This window comes from Chryseobacterium artocarpi (assembly GCF_001684975.1).
GTDB classification, from domain to species: Bacteria; Bacteroidota; Bacteroidia; order Flavobacteriales; family Weeksellaceae; genus Chryseobacterium; species Chryseobacterium artocarpi.
The window spans coordinates 126,624-139,516 of the sequence record NZ_MAYH01000049.1 but is presented as its reverse complement, the minus strand read 5'-3'; the positions used below and the strand labels follow the sequence as shown (position 1 = coordinate 139,516).

Below are 12,893 nucleotides of genomic sequence, written 5' to 3'. Positions count from 1 at the left end.
TTTAATTTTAAATCGCAAAGATTATTTAAAAAAGGAAATTTTGACCATATTTTTTAGCAAAAAACAAATGGCATAAGTATTGTGCATTTTACTGTATTATAATATGCCACACGTTTTCAGGGCTTATTATTAAAAATCCCTATAACGACTAAAAACGAAAATGACAATTTGTCATTCGATTTATTATGACAGAATTTGAAGATATTAGTTTAGAAGAAATGATCAGCGACGGATTTGATATCGTAACTGAGGAAATCAATCTTTCCGACTTTGCGGAGACTGATAAAAATTCCGAACAGAAAATATTCCCTATACTTCCTGTAAGAAATATGGTAATGTTCCCTAACGTGGTGATTCCCATTACTGCAGGACGAAAAACATCAATACAACTTCTTGAGGAAGCGCAGAAAAACGGAGACTTTATTGGAATTGTAAGCCAGAAAAATTCGGATCTTGAACAGCCTACCGAGAAGGATATTTATACTACAGGAACACTAGCAAAGATCATTAAGATTATAAAACTTCCTGAAGGTAATATTACAGCTATTACTAAAGGGTTTCATAGATTTAAGATCAAAAAGATCGTTGATAATTTACCTTATTTCAAAGCGGAAATTTCAAAATTAAAGGATACAAAGCCTAAAAATCAGGAAGAGTATGAAGCATTACTGGAAAATATCAAGGACCTTGCTCTAAAAATCATTGAGCTCGATCCAAATATTCCTAATGCGGCTAATTTTGCGATCAAAAACATTAATAATAATGATGATCTGCTAAATTTCATCTGTACTAACGCAAGTTTCCCATCTCTTGAAAAGCAAAAACTTCTTGAAGAGAAAAGCATGATGGAAAGAGCAAACAAATGCTATGAAATGATGCATGAGGATTTCAGAAAGCTGGAATTGAGAAACCAGATTCACCAGAAAACCTCAAAGGATCTTGACAAGCAGCAAAGAGAATATTTCCTGAATCAACAGATCAGAACTATTCAGGAAGAATTGGGTGGCGGTCCTGAAAGTGATGTAGAAGATCTTATTGCCAAGGCAAAAACAAAAAAATGGAGCCAGGAAGTAGAAGATCATTTCCAAAAAGAGATTGGCAGATTACAACGTCAAAACCCAAATTCTCCGGATTATAATGTACAGAGAAATTACCTTGATTTCTTTACAGATCTTCCGTGGGAAACTTATACTAAAGATATTTTTGATATTGCTAAAGCCGAAAAAGTTTTAGATAAAGCTCATTTCGGATTAGAGGATATCAAGAAAAGAATATTGGAGCACATGGCTGTTTTAAAATTAAAAAACAACATGAAATCTCCTATTTTGCTATTAGTAGGACCTCCGGGAGTGGGTAAAACTTCATTAGGAAAGTCTATCGCAGATTCTTTAGGAAGAAAATATGTAAGATTATCTTTAGGTGGATTGCATGACGAAAGTGAAATCCGCGGACACAGAAAAACATATATCGGAGCGATGGCTGGAAGAATTTTACAGTCTATCAAAAAATCCGGAACCTCGAATCCGGTAATTGTCCTTGATGAGATTGACAAAATCGGACAAGGTCTTCACGGAGATCCAAGTTCCGCTCTTTTGGAGGTTCTTGATCCAGAGCAAAATAAATCTTTCTACGACAACTTCCTTGAAATGGGTTACGACCTATCAAAAGTAATGTTTATCGCCACGGCAAACTCGCTTTCAACGATCCAGACTCCTCTTTTGGACAGAACGGAAATCATTCAGATTGCGGGATATACATTGGAGGAAAAAATTGAGATTGCTAAGAGACATTTAATTAAAAAACAACAGGAGGAAAACGGTTTGGACGCTAAGTCATTCAAGCTTGGAAACCCTGAACTTAAACATATTATTGAAGCTCACACTTCTGAAAGCGGGGTAAGATCTTTAGAAAAAAGAATTGCTTCCATTGCAAGATGGGTAGCTTTACAGACGGCTTTAGTTAAAGAATATGATCCAAAAATATCTCTTGAAAAGGTAGACGAAATCCTTGGAGTTCCAAGACCGAAAAGTTTATCCGAAATCACAGGAGTTCCAGGTGTGGTTACAGGACTTGCCTGGACCAGTGTAGGTGGAGATATTTTATATATTGAAAGTATTTTAAGCAACGGAAAAGGAGCTTTAACAATGACCGGAAATCTGGGAACTGTAATGAAGGAATCTGCAACAATTGCTTTGGAATACATTAAAGCTAAGCATGATGAATTGGGAATCGATCAGGAGGATCTGGACAAGAAAAATATTCACGTTCACGTTCCTGAAGGAGCTACTCCTAAAGATGGACCTTCTGCGGGTATTGCCATGCTAACGTCTATGGTTTCTTCTTTTAAAAATAAAAAGATAAAACCACATCTTGCTATGACCGGAGAGATTACTTTAAGAGGAAAAGTACTTCCTGTAGGCGGAATCAAGGAAAAACTTCTCGCTGCGACAAGAGCCGGAGTAAAGGATGTAATTCTTTGTGAGGCTAACAGAAAAGATGTAGAAGAGATCAAAAAAGATTATTTAAAGAATCTGAAAGTACACTATGTCAGCAGAATGGAAGAGGTAATAGAAATCGCTATTGAAAAATAAGTCAACTTATTAACATATCAACTTCTCAATAAGGAAACACGTTTTGAATATCAGAACGTGTTTCTGCTTTTTATCCCACAGTTAGGAATAAAATTTGATAAGCAGAAATAAAAAATTCATAGTGATTGAATAAAAAACACATCAGTTCACTAGGTTTTTCTTAATTTTATTCCACACTGCAGATTTTAGATTATGAATTTTCTTAGACTTCCTTTCCTTGTCAAGCTTACTCTGGTTGTTATTTCAATCATTGGACTCGGCTATCTTTTAGCATTAGGGCAAAGCATTTTAGCTCCTTTTTTTCTTGCATTTTTAATGGCAATGCTGTTTTTACCGGCAGCTACTTTCATGGAAAGAAAATTAAGATTTCCGCGATCTGTCTCAACAATGACCTCAGTTTTCATTATGTTGATCATTTTAAGTGGGATCATTTATTTTTTCACGAATCAGCTATCTGATTTCAGCAAGGATATTCCTCATCTCAGAGAGCAATTTACAACGGTATTTGAGGGGCTTCAGCATTGGGTCTCCAAGACATTCAATGTAAAAGTAGATGAACAGGTAGATTATATCAATCAGGGATTGAATAAACTTTTATCTTCATCAGGGGCAATTCTAGGTTTCACTTTCGGGATATTCTCAACAGGTTTTGGTTTTATCATCTTCTTTACTTTGTTTTTTATCTTCATTTTAAATTACAGAAGACTTTTAAATAATTTTATTGTTACTGTTTTCAATGAAAGACATAAAACAAGTGTACAGGAAGCTGTAAATGAGATCCGTGTTATGACCAAGAAATATATCTTCGGACTATTTCTTCAAGTGATTATTGTATCAATCTTAACCTCAATTGTTCTTACTGTTTTAGGAGTGAAATATGCCATTCTTTTGGCTGTTCTCACGGGTCTTTTAAACGTAATACCTTACCTTGGAATATTTATATCTCTTGTCATTTCCTGTTTTATTGCTTTTGCAACTTCCAGCCCGTCAACCTGTATTTATGTAGCAATGGGATATATTGCGGTACACGCTGTGGACGGCAATATTGTTTTACCATTTGTTGTAGGTTCAAAAGTAAAGATCAATGCTTTATTTTCTTTTCTTGGTATCCTGTTGGGAGAACACCTTTGGGGAATTGCAGGAATGTTCTTATGTATCCCTGCGATTGCTATCATCAAAATTATCTTTGAAAGAGTAGATGATTTAAGACCTTGGGGTAAATTACTTGGTGAAGAAGAAAAGCCTAATAAGAAAAAGAAAAGCTACAAGATTTCGAAGAATATTACATTGAAAGAAATGGACTAGATTCTTCAATGATAAGTAATGAGTATTAACTATCAAACATAAACAAGGCTGCTTTTTCAAGCAGCCTTGTCTTATTCTATCTCTTATACACCCCATGCACAAAGTGGGCTCATTCCATTCGGGCACACTTCATTACAAGGAATGTAAGATTGATTGTCATGACAATATCCAAGATTAGGATCTGTTCCTCCTCCAGAACCACCGCCACCTCCTAAACAAGGATCACCTGGTGGAATTTTACACGGACACCCAACTGGTCCGATATCACATTGGTCAATACGACCTCCTCCCTGAATTTCTCTCAAATCTGTACGATCTAGTTTTTTAAGATTTTTCAACATAATAGTTATGAGTTTAGTTTGTAATCAAATATAAATAATAAAACTATGCAAAACCGAATATTAACCTATCATTAACACAAATAATTTTATTTTTCATTTATTAAATCATAATAAAATTGCATTTTTATTTTACATTTGATATAAAATATTTATTATGAAAATCTTAAAACTCATCATCTGCCTTTTATTTGGAATTATGTTTATTAATGCTGGATTAGATAAATTCTTTCACTACAACCCTGTTCCTCCGCTTACTGAAGCACAAATGAAATTGTATGCAGCATTCGGAGAAATCGGCTGGTTATTACCGTTAGTAGGAATAGTAGAAGTAATCGGAGGGCTATTATTTATCTTTCCTAAAACAAGAGCATTAGGTGCAATCATTATTCTGCCTGTATTGACAGGGATTTTAATTCATAATGTATACAGAGATCCATCCACCACAGGTATTTGCATTTCCGGAATATTATTTGTGATTAATATCTGGATATTGATTGACAATAGAGAGAAATACAAAGCTTTGGTTGGCTAATAGGATAAACGTAGCAGCCTAATAAATACCACAACTCTATCTAACTATCTACACAAATGCACTGAATCCCGTAATCGATCGTCCTACGATGAGCGAGTTGATTTCTTTTGTTCCTTCGTAAGAGTAAATAGCTTCAGCATCTGCCACAAATCTGGCAACATCATATTCCAGAAGAATCCCGTTTCCGCCCATCACCTCTCGCGCTCTTGAAACAATATCGCGTGTTCTTAATGTACAGAATACTTTTGCCAAGGATGCATGTTCGTCTTTTAAAATACCTTCATCCTGCATTTCGGATAATCTGAATACCATTGTCTGCATTGCTGTAAGATTGGATAACATTTCTACCAAATGCCCCTGAATCATCTGGAACGAAGCAATAGGTTTTCCAAATTGCTCGCGGGTGCGGGTATATGCTAATGCACTTTCATAAGCACCTCTTGCACATCCCGTCGCCATCCATGCTACTCCGGCTCTTGTCATTCTCAGTACTTTTCCTGTATCTTTAAATGAATTGGCGTTCTGCAGCCTATTTTCCTCAGTAACAACACAGTCTTTCAGCGTAATCAATCCGTTTTGAACAATACGAAGAGCCATTTTCCCTTTGATCTTCTCCACAGAATACCCGGGATTATCCTTTTCTACAATAAATCCTTTTACTTCTCCACTATCTAAATCTCTAGCCCAAATGATTACCAGATCTGCAAAAGTGGCATTTCCTATCCATTTTTTCTGCCCATTTAAAACCCAGCCTTCTTCTGTTTTTTTACACGTTACGGTAAGTCCGCCTGCCGCTCCTGAACCTACTTCTGGTTCCGTCAGTCCAAAAGCTCCTATTTTTTCAAATTTCTGCATTTGAGGAAGCCATTTTTGTTTCTGTTCTTCCGAACCACAGATGTAGATAGAACCCATTGCCAATCCGGATTGTACTCCGAAAAAAGTAGCAATAGAGGCATCAATTCTTGCCATCTCCATCGCAATAACACCTTCCATCAGAAAAGGCATTCCGGGACAGCCATATCCTTCGTAGGTAACGCCGCAGATATCTAGTTTTTGAAATTTCGGGATCAATTCAAAAGGAAACTCGTCTCTTAGCCAGTAGTGATTCACCAAAGGCTTCACTTCTTTTTCCATAAAAGCTCTTACTTTCAATTGAACCTCTCTTTGTTCAGGGCTTAAAGTATGGTAGATGTCATAAAAATCACCATCTACAGGAGGAAGTTCTTTCTTTTTTTTATCGGTATCAAGCATCTTCATAAGCCCCGAGAGCTGTTTATCGTCTAGTTTTGAAAAATTATGCATCAGCTTAGGCAAATCTACTTTTTGAGAAATGGCACTTAACTGATCGAAATCTATTGAGGTAAACAGCCCAATTGCGTTTCTGATTTTAGAAAAGGTATTTGACATAATGATAATTGTGATTTTGATTTGTAAAAAGATAAGCAAAAATTACTCCGAAAACAAAAACACACATTTCTCACCATTTTACAAAACAATGATATTCAGATAATTAAAATACAAAATAGTCTTTACAAGTTTTTTACGTCCAATTTTCAAACGTTACAAAGGATCCTTTCTGAACTTTGACTCAAGCAAAATCTCAAAAATCTTACACTATGAAAACGACTTACATCAAATTATCATTATCAGCAGTTCTTTTATTAGGAATTTATTCATGTAAAAAAATGGATACGTCTTCCGAAAGTGAACTTAAAAGCTATGAAGTTGCAGATTCTGCAGCAGTAACAGACAGTGTATCCTCAGTTGCCAGCATGGAAGTAAAAGATAAAAAGTTTATTAAAACAGCAGATATCAATATGGAAGTGAAGGATGTTTATAATGCAACCATTTCCATTGAAAAGTCTGTTCAGGAGCTTGGGGGGTTTGTTACCAAAAGCAATCTTCACAGTGATGTAATGTCTGAGGAAACGTACAATACTTCTGATACGGAAGCAATGCTTATTAAGAAATATCAGACAGAAAATACGATGCAGGTACGCGTTCCAACTGAAAAGCTGGGTGATTTCTTAACCTCAATCAATACCAATAAATTATTTCTTAATTCAAGATCCATTAATGCCGAAGACGTAACTGCTAATATTAAATATTCGGAATTGGAAGCGAAGAGAAATCAACAGACCTCTGAAAATATTGAAAAGATCAAAACGAATAAAGATAAAGTAACACTTAACAATGACAACATGGCTGAGGGTAATCTTCAAAAACTCAATGTCATGAATATAGCTGATCACCTTAAATACAGTACTGTTGACATTTACATCAAGGAACCTAAGCTTCGCATTGCAGAAATTGCAGTCACCAATACAAAAAGTATTGACAATAAATACAGATATAATTTTATCTACGATGCAAAAGATGGGTTTGTATATGGGTTTTATTTAATCCAGAAAATTGTTGTGGGACTTATCAACATCTGGCCAATTTTAATCATTGCAGGAGCACTGGTTTATTTTTTAAGAAAAAGAAAAGCAGTAAGATCTGAACTCCCAAAAAGCCAAGATTAAGCACATCTAACCCAACGGTTATCATCATAATTTTAGATTTTACAACCTCCTGTTTCCGGGAGGTTTTTATTTTTTTCAAAAAAAAACTGTAACGATTATAATACCACTCTTACCTACTATTTAAAAGAACAGAAAATCAAAAAAAATTAATAATATGAAAACTTTAGTTAAACTTGGATTCGCAGCATTATTATCAATGAATTTCATGACTGCAAACGCACAAAAAAACAATACAGACAGCAATAGTCTTCTGTGGGAAGTATCTGGAAATGGTCTTTCTAAGCCTTCTTATATTGCAGGAACATTTCATATCTTATGCAGCAAAGATTTTGATATCAAACCTAAGGTTTGGAATGCACTTAATAAGTCTGAAAATTTTGTAATGGAAATCAATTACACAGATCAAAACGAAATGCTTGCCATGCAGAAAATGATGTCTGCAGATAAAAAGATATCTGAACAACTGTCCTCTGCAGAAGCTACAGAACTGAATAAGGTACTTGCAGACTACGGAACTGATCTGAAGAAGGTAGACAACCACAGTACACAGGCATTATATGCCCTTGTCGCAACAAAAGCGATCCCATGTCCTCAAAATGAGGTAAAAATGTATGAGATAGAATTGTTAAAAAAAGCATTGGGAGATAAGAAAAGTGTGGGCGGTTTAGAAAAAGTAGATGATCAGATCTATGCAATTGGAAAAGCCTACAGCCTGAAAGAAACAATATCTCAACTTAAACTTGGTAATGATTACAGTATTGCTGCAAAGAAAATGACAGAAGCATTTAAAAACGAAAATCTGAAAGATCTTGACCAGCTTATCAAAGACCCAAAATTTATGAACAAAGAACAGGAAAAATATGTACTGACTGACCGAAATAATAAATGGGTAGAAACAATGCCACAAATCATGAAAGATAAAAGTACTTTCTTTGCGGTAGGAAGCGGACATCTTTGGGGACAAAACGGCTTAATTAATCTTCTGAAATCAAAAGGATATACCGTAAAACCGGTAACTCAATAATCACAAACCTAACCATGAAATCATTGTGAGTAATCCAACTGAAACCGCCTTTCTAAAGCTTGTCAATCAGCACAAAGGCATTTTATATAAAGCTTCCCGGATCTATGCAGATTCTATAGAAGACCGGGAAGATCTCCAGCAGGAAATTCTCATCCAGCTTTGGAAATCATATCAAAACTTCAAAGGAAACAGCGAATTTTCCACATGGATGTATCGTGTCGCCATCAATACTGCCATCACTTATTTAAAAAAGGAAAAGCAGAGATCAAAAAATCACACAGATACGCCACCGCATTTTGAAGTACAGCAAGAAGATTATAACCCTACAAAGGATAAGCAACTTGAAATTTTCTACTGTGCCGTACAGGAGCTTAATGCTCTGGAGAAAGCCGTTATATTCTATTTCATGGAAGGAATGTCACATAAAGAAATCGGGAGCAATCTTGGGCTTAGCGAAGGGAATGCCCGTGTAAAACTCAACAGAACAAAAGAAAAAATACAGCAAATCATAAAAAAATCAGGTTATGAATTTTGATCAATTAAAAGAACAGTGGAATAATGAGGACGGCAACGTTAATATTCCTGACAATATAGAACAGCTAAAAGAAAGCAAACATCCTATCGAAAAGATTCAGAAAAGTATGAAAAAAGAATTCCCTATGCAGGTTATTGCAATTATTCTTATTGGGCTTTTCCCTTTTCAACTAGGCTTTCCAGCATCACAATATATTATTTATTATATCTCCTATACCATGATGGTGGTGATATCCACGTATTATCTGTACGGATTTTATAAGTTTTATAAACAAACGGAACTTTATACAGGAAACACCAAAAATAGCCTTTGGAAAATCTACCACGAGCTTAGATTGAATATGGAAAGATATCAGTCATTCGGCTTTTTATTACTCCCACACTTCCTTGTTACTATAGGTTTGACAATCTATAATGTCTTAGAAAAAAAAGGAAAGAGTCTGTCTGAACTCACAAATGCCAACCAGGCTGCTTTAATCATTGCTGTTTTGATAGGGACACTTTCCGTTGTAGTAAGTGTTATCCTATGGACAAAATATATCTACGGAAAACAGGCTAAACAATTAGAAAATATTCTGAATGAAATAGATGAATAAAATTCAGACAAAAGTGTTTTTAAGGACACAAAAGTAAACCTCAGATCAATTCTGAGGTTTTGTTTTTTAAAAAATCGTTATTTATCATCATCAAATTTATCTGAGGTTTTATTTTTCCTTAAATTTGCAGATCAGAAATAAAGTGTTATGGATTTCTAAAGATTTTGATTCGATATACTATATTCTGAACTATAAATTCTCAAAACATGCTATCAAAAATAAACCCAATACAAACCAACAGCTGGAAAGCTCTTGACGAACATTTTGCAGGAAGTGACCTTGAACTAAGAAGTCTTTTCCAGTATAATCCAAACCGTTTTAATGAATTTTCTTTACAAAAGGATAATTACCTTTTTGATTATTCTAAAAACCTGATCGATACAAGAACTAAAGAGCTTTTATTACAACTGGCAGAAGAATGTCAGCTTAAAGATGCTATTTCAAAGATGTTTTCCGGAGATAAAATCAATGAAACGGAAGGAAGAGCGGTATTACACACTGCATTAAGAGATTTCTCTGATCGTGAAATTTTGGTAGACGGGGAAAACATAAAACCACAGATCAAAAGAGTATTGGATCACATGAAAACTTTTTCTGAGAAGATTATTTCAGGAGAGCACAAAGGTTTCAGCGGAAAAGAAATTACTGATGTTGTGAATATCGGAATCGGAGGTTCAGACCTTGGTCCTGTGATGGTTTGTTCTGCTTTAAAGCATTTTAAAACAAGACTGAATGTTCACTTTGTTTCTAATGTGGACGGAAATCATATTGCAGAGGTTGTGAAAAACCTTAATCCTGAAACTACATTGTTCATCGTTGCGTCCAAAACGTTTACCACTCAAGAAACAATGACCAATGCAAATTCTGCTAAAGACTGGTTCTTAAAAGCAGGAAAACAGGAAGATGTGGCAAAACACTTCGTTGCTTTATCCACGAATATTGAAGCTGTAAAAAACTTCGGAATCGCAGAAGAAAACATTTTTGAATTCTGGGACTGGGTAGGCGGAAGATACTCTCTTTGGAGCGCCATCGGTTTAAGCATCGTATTGGCTGTAGGATATGAAAACTTTGAACAGCTTTTAAAAGGAGCTTTTGATACGGATCAACATTTCCAGACTGCAGATTTCTCTGAAAACGTTCCGGTATTGATGGGACTTCTTGGGATCTGGTACCGTAATTTCTATGCAGCTACAAGCTATGCTATTCTTCCTTACTCACAATATCTTGACAGATTTGCTGCATATCTTCAACAGGGAGATATGGAAAGCAACGGAAAATGCGTTGACAGAAACGGTGAATTCGTAGAATATGAAACAGGGCCAATCATCTGGGGAGAACCTGGAACAAACGGACAACACGCATTCTATCAATTGATTCACCAGGGTACAGAATTGATTCCAGCAGATTTTATTGCATACGCGAAAAGCAGTAATAAAGTTTCTGATCACCAGGATAAATTATTAGCAAACTTTTTCGCTCAGACTGAAGCATTAGCATTCGGTAAAACAGAAGAAGAAGTAGAAGAAGAACTTACAAACGCAGGAAAATCTGATGAAGAAATTGACAGGTTATTAAACTACAAAGTCTTCCATGGAAATACTCCTACTAACTCTATATTATTCAAGGAATTAACTCCTTTTTCATTAGGACAATTAATTGCTTTATATGAACATAAAATCTTCGTTCAGGGTGTTATCTGGAATATTTTCAGCTTTGATCAATTTGGCGTTGAACTAGGTAAAGTGCTCGCTAACAAAATCTTACCCGAGCTTGAAAACAACGAGACAATAAATTCTCATGATAGTTCTACCAATGGATTAATTAACTATTATAAAGAATTCAAATAGTAAAAAAGAAAGTAAAAAATAAATCTAAATAAAAGTAAAAAGTAAAAATGGCAGAAATTCTTGACGGACTTAAAGTATCCAAGGAAATAAAAGCTGAGATCAAGGTTGAAGTAGAAAAAATCCTTGCAAGCAAAAGAAGAGCTCCACACTTGGTAGCAATCCTAGTTGGAAACAACGGAGCAAGTAAAGCTTATGTAAATGCTAAAGTGAAAGACTGCGAGGAAGTAGGATTCCAATCAAGCTTAATCAAATTCCCAAGTACAGTTTCAGAATCTGAACTATTGGAAAAAATTGACGAGCTGAATAAATCTAAAGCAGTTGACGGATTTATCGTTCAATTACCTTTACCGGATCAGGTAGATCAGGAGAAAATCATCAATGCTATTGATCCAAGAAAAGATGTAGATGGGTTCCACCCTGAAAACTTCGGAAAAATGGCTTTAGAAATGGATACTTTCTTACCTGCTACTCCTTTCGGAATCTTAACATTATTGGAAAGATACAATATTGAGACTAAAGGAAAAGACTGTGTAATCATCGGAAGAAGTAAAATTGTAGGAAGACCAATGAGTATTCTTATGGGAAGAAAAGATTTCCCTGGAAACTCTACAGTAACACTTACCCACTCATATACTAAAGACATCGAAGAATATACTAAAAAAGCAGACATCGTTATTACAGCGTTGGGAGATCCACACTTCCTAAAAGGAGAAATGATCAAAGACGGAGCTGTAATCGTAGACGTTGGAATTACAAGAGTAGATGATGACTCTCCAAAAGGATATTACCTTGCTGGTGACGTAGATTTTGATAGCTGCGCAGCAAAGGCAAGCTGGATCACACCAGTACCTGGAGGGGTAGGACCAATGACTAGAGCGATGTTGATGAAAAATACGATCATTGCTTATAAAACTTCGGTCTATAACGACTAATTTTAAAATGAATAAAGAACAAGATATTTTATTAAAAGAAGGTAAAATGCTCCCTGTGATGGAGCATTTTTACACTTTACAAGGAGAAGGAGCACACACCGGGAAAGCCGCTTATTTTATCAGATTAGGAGGTTGTGACGTTGGGTGTCATTGGTGTGATGTAAAGGAAAGCTGGGATCCTGAGCTTCATCCGTTGATGGATGCAGTAGAAATTGCAGAAACCGCAGCTAAACATTGTAAAACAATAGTTCTTACAGGGGGAGAACCTCTAACCTGGAACCTGGAAATCCTTACTTCCAAACTAAAAGAACTGGGATGTACAATTCACATTGAAACTTCAGGAGCATATCCTATGAGCGGACATTTGGACTGGATTACTCTTTCCCCAAAGAAAACAGGACTTCCAAAAGAAGAAATCTATCAGAAGGCACACGAACTTAAAGTAATTGTTTTCAATAATCATGACTTTGAATTTGCTCAGGAGCAGGCTTTAAAAGTTTCAGAAAACTGTAAACTTTATCTTCAAAGTGAGTGGAGCAAACGAAATGATATGTATCCTAAAATTACAGACTTCATCTTAGAACACCCGGAATGGCAGGCTTCTGTTCAGACCCATAAATATCTGAATATCCCATAAAAAGATGTACATTAGCTAACCGTTTCCGT

Annotated in this window: 12 protein-coding genes; 10 read left to right on the top strand and 2 right to left on the bottom strand. The window is 35.5% G+C overall.

From position 1 onward, the window contains the following. Nucleotides 1-185 precede the first annotated feature (185 nt). Nucleotides 186-2,591, top strand: coding sequence for an endopeptidase La (lon, locus tag BBI01_RS19930; protein WP_065396399.1), 2,406 nt, complete (start codon nt 186-188; stop codon nt 2,589-2,591). A 192-nt stretch (nt 2,592-2,783) separates the two neighbouring features. Beyond that, entirely contained in the window at nt 2,784-3,896 is a 1,113-nt protein-coding gene (locus BBI01_RS19925) for an AI-2E family transporter (RefSeq protein WP_065396398.1), read from the top strand. A gap of 83 nt (nt 3,897-3,979) precedes the next feature. Here the strand turns inward: BBI01_RS19925 and BBI01_RS19920 are convergent, their stop codons facing one another. Continuing rightward, a complete protein-coding gene (locus BBI01_RS19920; protein ID WP_065396397.1) occupies nt 3,980-4,237 on the bottom strand; it encodes a bacteriocin-like protein in 258 nt (85 codons plus the stop codon). A 154-nt stretch (nt 4,238-4,391) separates the two neighbouring features. On the opposite strand from BBI01_RS19920, the gene BBI01_RS19915 reads away from it, so the two are divergent. Then, nucleotides 4,392-4,769: a MauE/DoxX family redox-associated membrane protein gene (locus BBI01_RS19915; RefSeq protein ID WP_065396396.1), complete on the top strand. Its 378-nt coding sequence runs from the start codon at nt 4,392-4,394 to the stop codon at nt 4,767-4,769. Between the two features lie 48 nt (nt 4,770-4,817). Here BBI01_RS19915 and BBI01_RS19910 read toward each other — a convergent pair whose 3' ends face one another. Then, a complete protein-coding gene (locus tag BBI01_RS19910) occupies nt 4,818-6,176 on the bottom strand; it encodes an acyl-CoA dehydrogenase family protein (RefSeq protein WP_065396395.1) in 1,359 nt (452 codons plus the stop codon). A gap of 209 nt (nt 6,177-6,385) precedes the next feature. Here BBI01_RS19910 and BBI01_RS19905 point away from each other — a divergent pair, with 209 nt between their 5' ends. The 7 genes from BBI01_RS19905 (at nt 6,386) to BBI01_RS19875 (ending at nt 12,864) form a co-directional block, all read left to right on the top strand. Next, on the top strand, nt 6,386-7,294 hold the full coding sequence (locus BBI01_RS19905) for a DUF4349 domain-containing protein (protein ID WP_065396394.1): 909 nt from the start codon (nt 6,386-6,388) through the stop codon (nt 7,292-7,294). A 154-nt stretch (nt 7,295-7,448) separates the two neighbouring features. Continuing rightward, nucleotides 7,449-8,318: a TraB/GumN family protein gene (locus BBI01_RS19900; protein WP_065396393.1), complete on the top strand. Its 870-nt coding sequence runs from the start codon at nt 7,449-7,451 to the stop codon at nt 8,316-8,318. A 100-nt stretch (nt 8,319-8,418) separates the two neighbouring features. After that, nucleotides 8,419-8,853, top strand: a complete 435-nt coding sequence (locus BBI01_RS19895) for an RNA polymerase sigma factor (protein ID WP_438561107.1) — start codon at nt 8,419-8,421, stop codon at nt 8,851-8,853. After that, nucleotides 8,843-9,448, top strand: a complete 606-nt coding sequence (locus BBI01_RS19890) for a hypothetical protein (RefSeq protein WP_065396391.1) — start codon at nt 8,843-8,845, stop codon at nt 9,446-9,448. Before BBI01_RS19895 ends, BBI01_RS19890 begins: the two co-directional genes overlap by 11 nt. Nucleotides 9,449-9,654: 206 nt before the next feature. Beyond that, complete coding sequence (gene pgi, locus BBI01_RS19885) at nt 9,655-11,295, top strand: glucose-6-phosphate isomerase (RefSeq protein WP_065396390.1); 1,641 nt, start codon at nt 9,655-9,657, stop codon at nt 11,293-11,295. 47 nt (nt 11,296-11,342) lie between these two features. Then, nucleotides 11,343-12,227, top strand: coding sequence for a bifunctional 5,10-methylenetetrahydrofolate dehydrogenase/5,10-methenyltetrahydrofolate cyclohydrolase (locus BBI01_RS19880; protein ID WP_065396389.1), 885 nt, complete (start codon nt 11,343-11,345; stop codon nt 12,225-12,227). Between the two features lie 7 nt (nt 12,228-12,234). Continuing rightward, the gene (locus BBI01_RS19875; protein ID WP_065396388.1) at nt 12,235-12,864 is read left to right on the top strand and encodes a 7-carboxy-7-deazaguanine synthase QueE; all 630 of its coding nucleotides are present in this window, start codon (nt 12,235-12,237) and stop codon (nt 12,862-12,864) included. Nucleotides 12,865-12,893 lie beyond the last annotated feature (29 nt).